Genomic DNA, 14,461 nt, shown 5'->3' on the forward strand with positions numbered 1-14,461 from the left:
GCGATGGCGAACCTCGACATTCTCGAGCGTGAGAATCTGCTCGCGGAGTCGAAGCGTTTGGAGGCGTCGTTGCATACGCATCTGCAGCCGCTGGCCGAGCATCCGCGGGTGGCGGAGGTTCGTAGTGGGCTCGGTGCGGTCGCGGCTGTGCAGTTGGCTGATCCGGCGGAGGCGTTGCCGTTCGTGAAGACGCTTCGTGAGCATGGTATTTCGGGTCGCGCTGCGGGTCAGGGTGCGATGCAGATTTCGCCGACGTTTGTGATGACCGACGATCAGGTCGCGGAGATGGCCGCGGGGATCCTCGCAGCCCTCGGCTGATGTCAGCTGCGGCGCCGAAAGAGTTTCTCGATTCGGCGCCGCACTGCGTTGGGCGCAGGTTCCAGTTCCAGAACCTCTTGCTCCGACTGCTTGGCGTATGCCTGGGTGTAGCGCTCGTGTAGCACCGAGCGAATCTCGTCCGGAGAGTAGGCCCGACGCTGGCGTTCGCCGCGCGCAACGAGGACCCCGGTTGCGGCAATGCCCATGGCACCGGCGAGGCCGACCAGTTTCCATACGTGCGAGGCGCGCAGAGGAGTCGTGAGTTTCATCCCTCTACGCTAGAGGCATGGACCGACGATTGCTTTCGCAGGTGAGTCTCGACGAGGCCGCCGCCGTGACCCGCACGGGTGACATCTGGATCTTCCGCGGAGAGTCGACGGCCGATCGAGCCATCCAGACGCTGACCAACAGCCCGGTCAATCACGTGGGAATGTCGGTGGTGATCGACGACCTCCCGCCGCTGATGTGGCATGCGGAACTCGGTCATTCGCTGCAGGACATGTGGACCGGACGCTTCCAGCGCGGTGTCCAACTGCACGATCTGAGATCGGCGGTTCAGGTGTGGGGCGCCAAGTACGGGCAGCGCGGATGGTTGCGCCAGCTCGACCACGACATCACCCGTGAGCAGGAAGACGCTCTGCTGAAGACGATCGCGCGACTGGACGGCACGCCGTTCCCGTCCACGGCCAAGCTCGCCTCACGCTGGTTCGGAGGCCGGATCCCGAAGCTGCGCAAGAAGTCCGACGTCTCCGCGGTGGCCGTCGAAAGCGCTTACTGCGCCGAAGTAGTTGCCAAAACCTATGAGGCGATGGGTCTGCTTGTCGGTAATCGTCGTATCAACTGGTTCGATCCGGGCAAGTTCTGGAGCGGCGATCAACTGCCGCTTGCACCCGGAGTTGCCCTCGGCGACGAGATCTCGGTGTCGCTCAGCGCAGGCGATCTCGAAGCCGGACGTAATCCGGCCGGGTACTCACAAGGTTCGTGACGGCTCGGCAACCACACGTCCGCCGACTTCGAGCCACCCTTCCGGGGAGAACGTGGTGTGCAGTACCGATCCGCGTCCCTGGGTGATGAGGAGCGATTTCCTCAGTCGGTCCGTGATGCGCAACGCTGCCGATCCGGTTGCCTCGTCCTCGGCGATTCCCATCACGGGTGCGAACATACGTGCGCGGATCGCAGCTTCGAGCTTGTCCTGCCAGGCCCACAGATACGAATGATCCGCCTCGTAGTCGGACGGATCGGCGCCGATGACCTCGTCGACCGTGTCCATCGGGTAGATCGCGAATTCCGGTGCCCATTCGGCACGGGCGCGTACCCACGTGAGAGCGCCGGATTGGCGGACGTCGACCCTGCCGGCTGGAACGTCGAGGGCGCTCACGCGACGACCCTGCTCGCTCAGCCACCACGTCGCCCCGACGGTGGGGTGCCCGGCGAAGGGGAGTTCTGCTGCCGGAGTGAAGATCTGAGCCCGGGCACGCGAGGCGCCGTCTTCCGGGACGTCGATGAAGATGGTCTCGCTGTAGTCGAGTTCCTTCGCAACGGCTTGTCGATCCGATTCTGCAACCGTGGATGCGTCGACGATTCCCAGCGGATTGCCATGCTTGCCGTTTTCGTCCGCGAAGACCCGGACCACACTCACCTCGATACCCATCGGTCCACCCTAGCGCGCGAAAAGCCCTCCCCACCGTCATGGTGGGGAGGGCTCGTCGAACTGCAGTCAGGTACGAGGATCAGACCTGTGCGGCAGAGAGGATTTCGTTGGCTTCGACAGCCTGCGCGACGCCCGCGACGATGGAACCGGCGCGGATTGCTTCGAAGATGACCTCGCGGTCGACACCTTCCTGGCGGAGGGTGTTCTCGTGAGCTTCGAGGCAGTGGTTGCAGCCGTTGATCGCGGACACTGCAAGCGACCACAATTCGAAGTCGGCCTTGTCGACGCCCGGGTTGCCGATGATGTTCATCCGCAGGCCGGCACGAAGATCGTCGTACTTACCGTCGAGGTAGCCCTTGGTGCGGTAGAAGACGTTGTTCATGCCCATGATCGACGCTGCGCCGAGAGCGGCGTTGTACGCCTCTGCCGACAGGTTGTCGGCAGCCTCGGATGCAATCTCCTTGAGCGTGGACGCAGACTTGGTGGCTGCGGCCGTTGCGAGGAGTGTTCCCCACAACTGCTGCTCGTTCAGGACCGTCGTGCGCGCAATGGAACTCAGGTTGAGCTTGAGGTCCTTCGCGTACTCGGGAAGCGAGTTCTTGAGGTTCTCGATGCTCATACTCAGACGCTCGCAGTCAGGAGCTCGCCGGCGTTGATGGTCGGGTCGCCCTTCTTCCAGTTGCATGCGCACAGCTCGTCGCTCTGGAGAGCGTCGAGGACGCGGAGAACCTCGTCGACGTTACGGCCGACGGAACCGGCTGTGACGGAGACGAACTGGATCTCGTTGTTGGGGTCGACGATGAACGTCGCGCGGTCTGCAACGCCGTCAGCGTTGAGGACGCCGGTGGCCTCGGCAAGCTCGCGCTTGAGGTCCGAGAGCATCGGGAAGGGGAGGGTCTTGAGCTCCTCGTGCTGTGCGCGCCACTGGAAGTGCACGAACTCGTTGTCGACGGAAGCGCCGAGGACCTGAGCGTCACGGTCTGCGAACTCTTCGTTGAGCTTGCCGAATGCAGCAATCTCGGTGGGGCACACGAAGGTGAAGTCCTTGGGCCAGAAGAAGACGATGCGCCATTTGCCTGCGTAGTCGTCACTGGTGACGGTGGTGAAGTAGTCATCGGGCTGCTGGGCATCGACCTTGGACAGGTCGCCGCCGATGACAGCCGTGAGGTTGTAAGCGGGGAACTGGTCGCCGATTGTGAGCAGAGCCATGTGTCTCATTCTCCTACGTGTCTCGTGAACAGGAATTTCTTCGCACACGATCTGGCTGTTCGGATTGTGACGGCCGAACGTGCTGGATCGAGAGGGTTTGTCACCGTCAGCGGGTCGGACGGTTTCGACTGAAATGTCGAGGTTGTGACCGGCGCTTTTTGGTATGAGTCCATTCTGCATCAAACCGTTCAAAAGGTAAAGGTGATGGGTGGCACTACACTGATAGGCATGTCTGATCAGACTTATCAACCTTCCTTGTCACAGCTGCGTGCCTTTGTGTCGGTGGCGGAGTATCGGCACTTCGGTACTGCCGCAGCACGTTCCGGTGTGAGCCAACCCACACTGTCGCAGGCGCTGGCGGCTCTCGAGGCGGGGTTGGGAGTCAAACTGATCGAGCGCAGTACCCGACGCGTGCTCGTGACCGCGGACGGCCAGCGCCTACTCGGTCAGGCCAAGCAGATTCTCGAAGCTGCCGATGGATTTGTCGCGAGCGCCGCCGGCTCCGGCGACTCTCTGACCGGTCCGCTACGCATCGGGCTGATCCCCACCGTTGCGCCCTACATCCTTCCGGGGTTGCTGCCCGAGCTACGCGAGAAGTTGCCGTCGTTGGCGCCGCAAATAGTCGAGGATCAAACGGCGCGCTTGCTTGATGCACTGCGATCGGGAGCGCTCGATGTCGCTGTGTTGGCGTTACCCGCCGGAACACCCGGCCTGGTGGAAGTTCCTGTGTACGAAGAGGATTTTGTGATGGTCGTGCCGAACGATCATTCCTTGGCCGGACGCGTCGATCTCACGGCGGACGTGCTCGACGCGCTGCCGTTGCTCTTGCTCGACGACGGCCACTGCCTGCGTGATCAGACGTTGGATCTGTGCCGTTCCGTGGACGCTCATCCTCTTGCCGGTGACACGCGGGCGACCTCCCTCGCAACGGTCGTGCAGTGTGTGGCCGGGGGACTCGGGGTGACTTTGGTCCCGGAATCTGCTGTTACAGTGGAGGTTCGACGCGGGGATTTGTCGACGGCGCGCTTCGCGTCGCCGGCTCCAGGTCGCACGATCGGCGTCGTGTTCCGCTCTTCGAGTGGTCGAGCGGAAGGATTCCGCCAGCTGGCTGAGCTGGTGAAATCTGTTGCGCCGGGTCAGAAGTGCCTCGATCGCACCGCGATTGTCGCCGGGGCAGATTCTGTTTGATCCAGTCGGATCGATATTTTCCAGGTTGGGCTCCGGAGACGCCGCAGGATCAATACAGTCTCGACCGGAACCAGTGATCGAGGCTGATCATGTCTATCTGGTGCATGTCGAGACCCAGCTGGGCAGCTGCGTTCACTGCGTCGGCGCGGGGGATAGAGTTCTGAGGCAGAGTCCAGTTGGTCTCCCGCGCATGGTGCTCGAGAACGTCGATGACTGTACGTGGGGCAGGTTCGTTGACGTGAAGTGTTGAGCCGTAGCGAAATTGCTGTTCTGTCGACAGTGCGTGGATAGATCGCGCGAGTAGGTCTACGTCGACTACTGACAGGACCGCATTACCGTCGTCGATGATCGAGTCGAGTCGAGAGACAATTCGCGTCAGAGTCGGCAGAAACCATCTGTCACCGGTTCCGTACACGAGGTGGGGCCGGATGACCAGGCCTCCGGCGTCGCGCACGAACTTCTCGGCGAGAGCGCGCGTGCGACTGGCAGGTGAGTGTGGTTCGAGAGGTGCGCCGTCGACCGGCAAGTCTCGAAAGGGGCCTGGCCCGTACACGGCCGCGGTGCTGACGTAGAGCAACCGTTCGACGCCGACGGCGGCGGCGACCGACGCAACGTTCCGTATGCCGTGTTGGTTGACGTGAACGCACTGTTGTTCGTCGTCGCCCACGTACGACACGCAACAGATGACGGTAGACGCCTGACTCATTGCACCTCGTAGAGAAGCGCTGTCGTTGATGTCGCCGATCGCGGCGGCAATACCGTAGCGGCTGAGTTGTTCGGCTGCGTTCTCCGTGCGAACGAAACCGATTGCAGCGTTCCCGTCCCGGGAAATTAGCTGGTTCATCACCGCTGAGCCGATGAAACCAGTGGCCCCGAGTACCAAAGTCGTCACGGTGTGTCCGTGTCGAGAGCGTTGCTGCCGGGCCTTTCGACGTATCGTTGAGATACATTCCGTTGGCAACGAGAGCTGGGTTGATCATGCAGGAGCGTGCGGTCCTCACGCGCCAGGCCGTAATTTTGGGTGCTGCGAAGAGCTTCGAGAAGTTCGGGTACTCCGCCAGTCTGGGCACGATCTTGCAGCATGGGGGTGTGTCCAAGGGCGCGATGTATTTTCATTTCGCGTCGAAGGAGGAGCTTGCGCACGCGGTCATCGCTGCCCAGCACGGTATGGCGATGGAGGGTACCCGGCGGGTTGCTGCGCATTCCGACATCGCGGTCGAAACCTTGGTGCTCGTCTCGCAGGAGATGGCTCGGCAGCTTGTGACCGAGCCCATCGCGCGAGGTGGCATGCGTTTGACGATGGAGATCGGCAGTATTCAGGGTCCCATCGAACAGCCGTACCTCGACTGGATCGAGGCTATCAAGCAGGTGGCAACCCAAGCGGCCGAAGCCGGCGATATCGTCCCGGGCACCGACATCGACGCGTTGGCTCGGTTTGTCGTGGGATCGTTCACGGGAGTGCAGATTCTCTCGGAAATGCTGACGGGCCGAACCGACCTGTACGAGCGGTTGAGTCAGATGTGGAACTTGGTGTTGCCAACTATCGTCCGCGAGGACAAGTTGGCGCATGTCATGCAGCTGGCGTCGCTTGCACCGCGAGAGTGGGAAGCTCCGAGCGTGTGACGTGGACGACGCGACGAAAAGAACGTGTTCACCCTCTCTCATCATTGGTTCGCAACTGTAAGTTCAAGTTCCGCGGTGGTTTCCCCTTCTTGAGTGAACCGAACGCGGTGCACATGGCCTGAGGTGTCAAGGGGGGTCGTTGACACCTCGCACGGCGTTTCCCATTCGGTGAACCTTGGAAAGACCGCCGAGAGTGAGGCGATACTTGTTGCTGGGTTGCCGATGCGGTATCGCACGGCTTGTCGAGCGGCCTCGAAAAGGATCATTCCTGGGATGTGGTCGACGGGGTGGTCGAAAAGGGAGTGGTTGCGCGGATCTGGAGCGCAGAACATCGTGTGCCGAGCAGGATCAGTGCTGATGAGCACATCTCCATCGGTTAAGCGTCCGACTCGGTCCGATCCGACCACCGCGGTTCCGGTGGGAAGGATGCGTTGGCTTTGGCGGTGATCTTCGCGTCCCCGCCGAATTCGGCGGTATCCCTCGGGGCTGACTCCTCGCGCGACAGCGTTGCACTTGGCGACGTGCCGAGCGCCTTCTCGGAGGATTCCGGATACATCGACGCCCGAGACCGCTCCGTCGCGGTGGGTGAGGTTGTCCACTGTCATCGAGAAACTCAACGGCTCCGCTACTGGTTGCACGTCGAGTGCATCCAACATCTCGAAGCTGAATGTTTCCATGAGGAACTTGTAGTGCAGTGGAATGTCGTATCGGGTGTGGCAGAGAAGCACCACTGCCTGTCGAAATGCTTCTGCCACCCCGAGCGGATCGTGTTGCTCGCTCGATGCGTCGAATATCCGGTGCGAGACCGGGAGTTGAACAGCAACCTGGTACCCCGAGTTCGATTCGGGCCGGTAGTCCGTCAAGAAAACCTCGGCAACAGCATGTCTGTGGACGAGATGGCGCGGCACTGTGCGTGTGTATTCCATTGATTGAATGCACCTTTCGATGTTCACTCGAGGCTTCGGTGTCGTGGTGGACCTAATGTTCGACGTTCGGGGACGTCGTCGAATCGTCAAAATTGACGATCTTTGCGAAGGTCGAGTTCGATCGGGGTGAGCGTCCGTCTCAATGAGCGCCCGTCTCGATGAGTGGCTGGGGCACTTCCTGCTAGAAGCGTCCGATCCGAAGTTCCAGTGGTTGTCTGCGTGCGTCGTGACCGGAGCGGTGGAGCATCCCGCAGGCCTCTATCTGGGAGTGCGCCCCTAGCTTCTGCAAGATGCTTCGGATGTGGGCGCGAACCGTGGTCGGGGCAATGTGGGCGGTTCGGGCAATCGAGTCGACATTCGAACCGCCGTGGAGAAGTCCCACGATTTCGAACTCGCGATCCGTGAGACTGCCGATTCGTGCGGTTTCTTCGGTGCGCAACCGGATGCGTTGTACGAGAGAGGACTTGTCGTGTGCAAGCTGAGTGGAATTGGGGTCGAGAGAGGCCTGTAGCTCATCGAGCAGCGATGCGAACGGTAGTTGAGAGTTGAGCGCGGTGTGGGCGCCCGCCGCGAGCCCCCGAACCATGGAGTGGCCGCCACTGAGATCGCCGACCAGGATCGATCCCTCGAGTGCGGAGAGCTCCTTCACCTGCCAATCGACGCCCCCGAATGGTAGGAGAACAAGCGCTCTACCGTGATCGCTGGTGTGGTGCTCTAGCAGACTCATATCTGCGGTCGGTGTCCCGGAATCAGCCCTCGCGCTGATTCCGGCAGCGATTGCTTCGGCGAACCTTCGATCGCTATGAGTGGTGTACACGGTCACTGTGCTGGTGTGCGTCATAGCGACTACACCACCGGTGGAAGTCCAGTCCGCTGCGTTCTCGTCATGGCGCAACCAAAACCGTTGGTTTCAGCGTGGTTTCGTCGGCGGGCTACCCCTGCGCGACGCCGGTAACAGCGATATCGGACGTGCCCGTCCGCCCAGAGAAACTCGCGCGTTCGACGGAGTACCGGCCTGGGCCTTGGGCGGATTCCATGAGTCGTTGCACCACAGGGCTTCTGAGTCGCGGCGAATTGATTCCGCGGCGTCCCCGAAGTTGGAATCGAGGAGTTGTTACTTTGCGACGATCACTGCTCCGGGATTGAGTATTCCCAGCGGGTCGAGGGCATCCTTGACCTTGCGATTGAGGGCCATGACGTCTTCACCCAACTGGGACGGCAGCCAGTCGCGCTTGAGCCGGCCGACCCCGTGTTCGCCGGTGATCGTGCCACCGAGGGCAATGGCGAGATCCATCACCCGTCCGAAAGCGATCTGTGCGCGTTCCGTCATATCCGGGTCGGCGGGGTCGAACACGATGAGCGGGTGTGTGTTTCCGTCCCCGGCATGCGCGACCGTGCAGATCAGGACGTCGAGGTCGTCGGCGATGGCTTCGACGCCGGTCACCAACTGGGGGAGTGCGCGCATGGGAACGCCCACGTCTTCGAGAAGCAGACTCCCCATCGCGAGCACTGCGGGGAACACGGCTCGCCGAGCCGCCGCAAACGCGTCACCTTCGGCCTGGTCGTCGGTCGCGAATACCTCGGTGGCTCCGTTGTTTTCGCATGCCTGAACGATGGTCTCGATTTCCAGCACGCCTGCCGCGCCGGGTGCGTCGGACTGCGCGAGCAGCAATGCGTGAGCCTTGCGGTTCAGACCCATGCGCACCGAATCCTCGACGGCATTGATGCTGGCATGATCCATGAACTCGAGCATCGCCGGACGCATGTTGCTGGTGATCGCCAAGACTGCGTCGGCAGCTTCTTGCACCGAGTCGAACGAGGCCACGACGGTCGATGTGGGCGGCTGTGCCGGAATCAGACGCAACGTGATTTCCGTGATGATGCCGAGAGTGCCCTCACTGCCCACGAACAGTTTGGTGAGTGAGAGTCCGGCAACGTCTTTGAGAAGTGGGCCACCGAGGCTGACCGCTGTCCCGTCTGCCAGGACGACCCGAAGTCCGAGAACGTAGTCGGTGGTAACTCCGTACTTGACGCAGCAGAGCCCACCGGCGTTGGTAGCTGCATTGCCCCCGATGGAACAGATTTCGAAGGATGACGGGTCGGGTGGGTACCAGAGTCCGTGCTCTGAGGCGGCTTTCTTGACCTCGGCGTTCATCAAGCCGGGCTGAGTAACCGCCACCCGGGCGACCGGGTCGATCGTGATCTTTCGCATTCGCTCGGTGCTGACCACGATGCAACCGTCGACGGCGCTGGATCCACCGGACAGGCCCGAGCCTGCGCCTCTGGGAACCACCGGAACGCGGTGGGCGGTTGCCCATCGCATCACGGTTTGGATGTCTTCAGTGCACGTTGCGCGAACCACGGCAGCGGGGTGGCCCGCGGCCGGGTCGGCGGCCCAGTCCTGGCGGTAGCCCGCGGTCACGTCCGGATCCAGCAGGACGGCTCCCTCGGGGAGCGCTGCTACAAGTTCGTCCATGGCGTGAGAATTTTCAACCGTCATCACTCCATCATGCGTCCCGCAGCGCCGCTGAGGTCCTGACTTGGTCAGATTTGGGCGCGGCACCGTTGCCCTGGCCCCTACCGGGCCGCACCTTCTGGCCAGCCGGGGTAGTTGGGGAGGACGAGGGGTGGGGTGAAGTCGGTGCTCAATCTGGAATATCGTTGGTCGTGACGGGACTCGAACCAGTCGTAGCACTCGTCCTTGTGTTCGCGGTTGCTGGTGGAGCTGGTGAATTGGTCAAAGACCCAGCCGCCGAAGATGTCGCTTGCGGGGGCATCGCGCGGTCCTTCGAACCGGGGGTAGGCGGCGTCTGTCGGAGTGGGCGCCGTGTTGTGCATCCGTATCTCGTAGCTGGCGCTCATTGGTCGGAACCAATCCGGTTGTCGGCCGTCGAAGTCGGTGTCGTAGGCGTCGGCACAGACGTAGGCGACGACAGTGGAATCGCCCGGATACCCAGCGGTGATTGTTTGAATACTCAGTATTCGGTTGAAACTTGTACCTCGGTAGGTGCGGGGTGGTACGTCTGGAGCGCTCACGTAGCGGCGATCGCTCGAGACCGTTCCGCGGGTGTCTTCGGTAGCTCGCGCGAAACCGGGGTAAGCCTGTGCTGTATCGCCGCTGCTGTTGACTATGTTGTCGGATTCTACGAATGCTCGGACGACGGTGCCTTCTTCACTGAAGAGATCGGTGCCGGGATCTGCGATCCATTGGTTGCGGTAGTCGGTCATGTAGCTCGGCAGCGTGTAGACACTTGGTGCTGCTGGTGTGGTTGCGGCTGTGAGTGTTTCGCCACTTTCCGACGGCGAGCAACCTGCGATGCCGAGCCCGAGGATGAATGTCAATGCGAGAACCGTTGCACGGTAGCTGTTTCGGCGCCGTGCATTGATGAGCAACTTATCCGACATCGTCTAGTCCGTCCCTCAAATTGGTCATGAAGGTGTCGCGATTGAAACCGCGGTATCTCAAATAGTCTTGTAGAGCACCGTCGAGTCTTGTGCTGGTGCTCGTGGATTCCGGGTCCAATGGACTGAGTGGCCGGCTCGGATCACCATCGACACGATATTCGTTCAGGGCGCGGAAATCCGAAGTCCCGTAGGCGTTGTCGAGTGCCTGAACCAATCGGTAATCGAGAAGGGTCGTCGAAGCCGAACTCTGGTCTGTGAAGTTGAGTTGTGCCGGAGGAACTTCGACCGGGGAGCCCAGGACGTGATCTTTGAGTTCGACTCCCAGCATGCTGACTGCAACGCTGGTCGGTGGTCCGAAGCCTGGGATCATGGCAGCACCGCCGGAAATCAGCCAACCGAGTTCGTCGTATGTTTTCCCACGTCTGCTGATGATGTCCTGTTGCGCCGCCGCAGCGTCACCGGTTCGGTTGAGGGCTTCTTCCTCGAGAGCACCGTCCATCAGTGCCTGGACGCGTCCCGCATATATTGCATATTGCGAAGAACCCGCGGCGAGGTCTCCGCTCATGCTGGTTTCGACGAAGGTCCCTTGGAGTTGGCCCGCGGCTCCGAGCATGTTCGCATTGAAACGTGCGGCTGCGTGGGGGTCGCTGTCGATGATCGCGATCACCGATTTTGCATTGGCGAATCTGTCGTCGTAGGCATCGAGATTTTCGAAACCGAGGGTACCGGTTTGATCGGGTTCCAATCCGACGAGATTCCCGATGTTCGGGGTCACCGCGGAACCGATGGTTTGCGTCAACGCGGGATTCACTTCTCCGACGGATCTGTTGTCCAGGCCGGCGATGTCGAGGTAGGCACCTTTGTTGTCGGCGAGATTGTGGGCGAGTGCAAGGGCAGAGGCGCCGGCCCGTTCGGCAACAGCTGGGTTGGAGTTGGTGGCGTCGGGCCCGATCCAATCGGTGAGGCCGCTGACGGCTCGTCCGTCATCGTTCCATTCGCGGGTGAACAGATTCACCACGTCGTCCTGATGAGCGGGGGTGGTGAGGAAGTTGGCGTTCGAAGGTATGTCCCGAGTGGCAACGTCGAGGGCTTTGGTGAGGCTGGAGTCGAGCTCATCGTTGCTGACGGGCCGGCCGTCGTCGTCGAAGACCAATCGCATCGGGGCGCTCGATGAAGTTTGCGATTGGAGAGGGGCGAGATCTGCGCTGCGATCGAGCAGTGCAGAACTCAAAGCGCTGCCGGATTGTGTCGCCGGGTCTGCATTTCGAAGTATGTCCGTGAGGGCATTCGAATCGTCGAAATGGTTGACGTTCACGGTGGTGGAGTACCCGCCGGGTTGGAGTTGCGAGCTGTACGCGGGGTCGCTGAAGATTTTGCGGACGTCTGGCGGAAGGTTGTCGAGGCTGCCCCCGTTGCCGTTGCCGTTGCCGTTGCCGTCGGTGACGTTGGGATTGGAGACGATGAACATGCCCGAGGCGAGAGCGCTGGTGATTCGCGCGTCGGCGGGGACATTCGCATCGGGGAAGTTGACCGTGCGGAATCCTTCGGCTCCTGCACCGATATCCTTCAGCTCGTCGAGGTCGGTATCGGCGTAGAACTCACGTAGGTAGGCGAGTTGTTCTGGGTCGACGACCACGGGCCCGCCGGCAGCAAGTTGCGCTTGTTGTTCCGGAGTGAAGGTCGTCGCGGCGATCAACCGTTGCTTGGCCGCCTCGCTCTCGGGTGTTGCGCCTGGGGACTGCGCGAGAATGTCGGAGTCGTGGGCTCCCTGACCATCGAACCGAACGTGATGTGAAGGAGTGGTCGACGCTGCATCGGGGATCCCGAAATCGGCCTTGCGGTCGATGAGCGAGGTGCCTGCGGCGGTGATCTCCTTGAGGATTCTGCCGGCGCTCGCGTCGGTCTCGTCGACGTCCGTGAGTGCCGTGCCGATGCGCCACGAGTGATATTCGAGGCGGGCTTCTACCTTGCGCGGATCCGTGCTCGCCAGAGTTGCGGGCGTCGCGGTGACTGAACCGTCGTCAGAGACGGTGAAACCGTCGGCGCTCGCGTCGTCGACGCGGCTGACCAGTGTTTCGCGGGCGTACCGGAGGTTTGCCGATTGCGCTGCGACACAGCGCCCGGCGTCCCCGACTATCGCGACGGCGTCTCGCCCGAAGGCATGCTGCTGCGTTGCCGAATCCCACGCTGCAGTCGCCGCGCTGCCGCTCCAATTGCTGGTTGCGGTGTCCATGATTCGGTGCGCGATGTCGACGTTGCTGTCGAATACGTCATGCCCGCGGCCCAGGGAGCCGGCATAGTTGTCGAGGGCGTCCAGATTCCAGGATCGGATCTGCGAGATCGACAGTGTCATCGCACGTCTCCCGAATCCTCGATCCGTGCGCCGTTGGCGATGTCGACCCGGGCGAACTCTCGTGCGGAGTTTTCCAGTTTCGTGCGGGTAGCAGTGATCCCCGCTCCGATTGCGCGGCCGAGTTCGTCGACGGTGACGACGTTGTCGGCTATGGCTGCAGCGAACGCCGACCCGGCGGCTCCGGCCGATGCGGCGGTAGCGGCCTCCGAAGCCGAGAATCCACCGAGTTCCTCGGCAGATGCCGTCAGCCCCTCCGCAGCACTTGCCAATTCGGCTGGATCAGCTGAAAAAGTATCCACACCCATGAACGAATCCCCCCGAATTCATCTGCGAGATCACAGTGAATCGAGGATAGAGCATGCCAGATGACCCGACCTCGAAGGGTGCGTCATCGTCCTCGCGGTCGAGGGGGTTGTGTGAAAGCCCTAACGGCCCTTCTGCTTTCCGGAGAACCGGCCACCCGAACTCTTGGTCCCGCCGGACTTGCCGCTACCCGATTTGCCACCGGCCTTGGCTTTGCCGGAACCGGCGTTGCGGCCGGAAATGTTCTTTGCGGTGCCGGCGCCCTTTGCTTTCTGACCGTTCTTCGCAGCTTCTGCGCGACGCTCGCGGGCCGCGATCTTTGCTTTGACAGAGCCCTTGATCTTTTCGGCCGGCTCACCGTTCCGGCCGCGGGAACTCTGTGCCGTGCGCCCACGCACGATGCCGATCAGTTCCTCCACCAGATCTGTGGTCTTGGACTCCAACCATGCCAAAGCCACAGGAGCTTCGGGTGCACCGTCCACCGGACGGAATGTCAGGTCCTTGCGATGGTGGAACCGCGCCAGTGAATGGGGAACAACGACTACGCCGACGCCCGCGGCTACCAATTCGATGGCATCGGCGATACTCGCGGGTCTTTCGGCGGCGGCCTTGCCTGGACGTGTCGGCCAGTCGAGTCTGTCGTCGAGCGGATCGAGCACTATTTCGTCTGCCAAGTCGTCGACGGAGATTTGTTCGACAGCGGTGAATACGTGATCTTTCGGTACCACCACCACTGGGGTTTCCGCGTACAGGGAGATCGCGCTGATACCGGTCCGGTCGATCGGCAAGCGAACCAAACCTGCATCTGCTTCACCTGCGCGAAGCGCCGCTTCGAGTCCGAGAACGGGGAACTGAACAAGCTCCAGACGCACCTCGGGGAGTCGCTCGTGCCACACCCGGACCCACTTGGTGGGCGTCACCCCCGGGGCGTACGCGAGTCGAAAAATTGCCTGACTATCCGCGTCTGTCACCAGGCAAGGCTACCGCCTTGGTAAAAGCACCCGTATCGGCTGGTTACTCTTGTTGCATGACGTCGAACAAAACTCCCCAGACGATGAAGCCGACGACGGCTGCCAAGAAGCTGGGTGTGTACCTGGAAGCAACACCTGCGCAGTTCCAGGAAGGCGACGTGACTCGTGACGAGCTGACCGCTCTGCAGACCGATCCGCCGGAGTGGCTGCTGGAGCTGCGACGCACCGGACCGCACCCGCGCCCGGTCATCGCCGCCAAGCTGGGCATTTCGATCGCCGGCCTCGCTCGCGGTGGCGTCGAAGAAGCACTCACCACGGATCAGATCGCCGCTCTCCTCGAAGAGAAGCCCGAGTGGCTCGAGAAGGAACGCGCTGTTCAGGCCGACGTGCGGGCCGAGAACGTTCGGATCAAGGAAAAGCACGCAGCCCGTCGCAACCAGCCGCGAAAAGCAAAGAGGGGCTAACGCCCCTGTGCGCCTTTTCGGTAGCGCCGACTACCGAAAAGGCGCACAGG

At 61.8% G+C, this 14,461-nt stretch carries 17 protein-coding genes; 5 read left to right on the forward strand and 12 right to left on the reverse strand.

Features of this window, described 5'->3' with window-relative positions; translation table 11 throughout:
• Positions 1–318, forward strand: a 318-nt coding sequence (locus ACFQ6H_RS29190) for an aminotransferase class III-fold pyridoxal phosphate-dependent enzyme (RefSeq protein WP_378649602.1), incomplete at its 5' end; no start/stop codon positions are given.
• A 2-nt stretch (positions 319–320) separates the two neighbouring features.
• On the opposite strand, the gene ACFQ6H_RS29195 is transcribed toward ACFQ6H_RS29190, so the two are convergent.
• On the reverse strand, positions 321–587 hold the full coding sequence (locus tag ACFQ6H_RS29195; RefSeq protein WP_378445797.1) for a hypothetical protein: 267 nt from the start codon (positions 585–587) through the stop codon (positions 321–323).
• 17 nt (positions 588–604) lie between these two features.
• Between ACFQ6H_RS29195 and ACFQ6H_RS29200 the strand changes: the two genes are divergently transcribed.
• The gene (locus ACFQ6H_RS29200; protein WP_378650322.1) at positions 605–1,303 is read left to right on the forward strand and encodes a hypothetical protein; all 699 of its coding nucleotides are present in this window, start codon (positions 605–607) and stop codon (positions 1,301–1,303) included.
• Here ACFQ6H_RS29200 and ACFQ6H_RS29205 read toward each other — a convergent pair.
• The 3 genes from ACFQ6H_RS29205 to ACFQ6H_RS29215 all read right to left on the reverse strand — a co-directional run bounded on the left by ACFQ6H_RS29205 (position 1,289) and on the right by ACFQ6H_RS29215 (position 3,178).
• Positions 1,289–1,969 carry a PhzF family phenazine biosynthesis protein gene (locus tag ACFQ6H_RS29205; protein ID WP_378630631.1) on the reverse strand — a complete coding sequence of 227 codons (681 nt, stop codon included), beginning with the start codon at positions 1,967–1,969 and terminating at the stop codon, positions 1,289–1,291. The genes ACFQ6H_RS29200 and ACFQ6H_RS29205 overlap by 15 nt on opposite strands.
• Before the next feature lie 79 nt (positions 1,970–2,048).
• On the reverse strand, positions 2,049–2,588 hold the full coding sequence (locus ACFQ6H_RS29210) for a carboxymuconolactone decarboxylase family protein (RefSeq protein WP_378650324.1): 540 nt from the start codon (positions 2,586–2,588) through the stop codon (positions 2,049–2,051).
• Between the two features lie 2 nt (positions 2,589–2,590).
• On the reverse strand, positions 2,591–3,178 hold the full coding sequence (locus tag ACFQ6H_RS29215) for a peroxiredoxin (protein WP_003942119.1): 588 nt from the start codon (positions 3,176–3,178) through the stop codon (positions 2,591–2,593).
• 228 nt (positions 3,179–3,406) lie between these two features.
• Between ACFQ6H_RS29215 and ACFQ6H_RS29220 the strand changes: the two genes are divergently transcribed.
• Complete coding sequence (locus ACFQ6H_RS29220) at positions 3,407–4,366, forward strand: hydrogen peroxide-inducible genes activator (protein ID WP_378650326.1); 960 nt, start codon at positions 3,407–3,409, stop codon at positions 4,364–4,366.
• A 49-nt stretch (positions 4,367–4,415) separates the two neighbouring features.
• Here the strand turns inward: ACFQ6H_RS29220 and ACFQ6H_RS29225 are convergent, their stop codons facing one another.
• Complete coding sequence (locus ACFQ6H_RS29225) at positions 4,416–5,258, reverse strand: NAD-dependent epimerase/dehydratase family protein (RefSeq protein ID WP_378650328.1); 843 nt, start codon at positions 5,256–5,258, stop codon at positions 4,416–4,418.
• An 86-nt stretch (positions 5,259–5,344) separates the two neighbouring features.
• Here ACFQ6H_RS29225 and ACFQ6H_RS29230 point away from each other — a divergent pair, with 86 nt between their 5' ends.
• On the forward strand, positions 5,345–5,989 hold the full coding sequence (locus ACFQ6H_RS29230) for a ScbR family autoregulator-binding transcription factor (protein ID WP_378446112.1): 645 nt from the start codon (positions 5,345–5,347) through the stop codon (positions 5,987–5,989).
• A 41-nt stretch (positions 5,990–6,030) separates the two neighbouring features.
• On the opposite strand, the gene ACFQ6H_RS29235 is transcribed toward ACFQ6H_RS29230, so the two are convergent.
• The 7 genes from ACFQ6H_RS29235 to ACFQ6H_RS29265 all read right to left on the reverse strand — a co-directional run bounded on the left by ACFQ6H_RS29235 (position 6,031) and on the right by ACFQ6H_RS29265 (position 13,947).
• A complete protein-coding gene (locus ACFQ6H_RS29235; RefSeq protein WP_378650330.1) occupies positions 6,031–6,915 on the reverse strand; it encodes a ScbA/BarX family gamma-butyrolactone biosynthesis protein in 885 nt (294 codons plus the stop codon).
• Positions 6,916–7,096: 181 nt separating this feature from the next.
• Positions 7,097–7,756 carry a response regulator transcription factor gene (locus ACFQ6H_RS29240; protein WP_378650332.1) on the reverse strand — a complete coding sequence of 220 codons (660 nt, stop codon included), beginning with the start codon at positions 7,754–7,756 and terminating at the stop codon, positions 7,097–7,099.
• Positions 7,757–8,029: 273 nt separating this feature from the next.
• The gene (locus tag ACFQ6H_RS29245; RefSeq protein WP_378650334.1) at positions 8,030–9,391 is read right to left on the reverse strand and encodes an FAD-binding oxidoreductase; all 1,362 of its coding nucleotides are present in this window, start codon (positions 9,389–9,391) and stop codon (positions 8,030–8,032) included.
• A gap of 101 nt (positions 9,392–9,492) precedes the next feature.
• Positions 9,493–10,320, reverse strand: a complete 828-nt coding sequence (locus tag ACFQ6H_RS29250; protein ID WP_378545440.1) for a hypothetical protein — start codon at positions 10,318–10,320, stop codon at positions 9,493–9,495.
• Entirely contained in the window at positions 10,310–12,673 is a 2,364-nt protein-coding gene (locus ACFQ6H_RS29255; protein WP_378650336.1) for a hypothetical protein, read from the reverse strand. The genes ACFQ6H_RS29250 and ACFQ6H_RS29255 overlap by 11 nt, the downstream gene beginning before the upstream one ends.
• Positions 12,670–12,978 (reverse strand): type VII secretion target, encoded by a 309-nt coding sequence (locus ACFQ6H_RS29260; RefSeq protein ID WP_182261897.1) that lies wholly within the window; start codon positions 12,976–12,978, stop codon positions 12,670–12,672. Before ACFQ6H_RS29260 ends, ACFQ6H_RS29255 begins: the two co-directional genes overlap by 4 nt.
• 120 nt (positions 12,979–13,098) lie before the next feature.
• Positions 13,099–13,947, reverse strand: a complete 849-nt coding sequence (locus tag ACFQ6H_RS29265; protein ID WP_378650338.1) for a LysR substrate-binding domain-containing protein — start codon at positions 13,945–13,947, stop codon at positions 13,099–13,101.
• A gap of 56 nt (positions 13,948–14,003) precedes the next feature.
• Here ACFQ6H_RS29265 and ACFQ6H_RS29270 point away from each other — a divergent pair, with 56 nt between their 5' ends.
• Entirely contained in the window at positions 14,004–14,411 is a 408-nt protein-coding gene (locus tag ACFQ6H_RS29270) for a DUF5997 family protein (protein WP_317553060.1), read from the forward strand.
• The last annotated feature ends 50 nt before the right edge of the window (positions 14,412–14,461 follow it).

Origin of the sequence: Rhodococcus sp. NPDC056506, from assembly GCF_042794945.1 — a bacterium.
Classification (GTDB): Bacteria; Actinomycetota; Actinomycetes; order Mycobacteriales; family Mycobacteriaceae; genus Rhodococcus_F.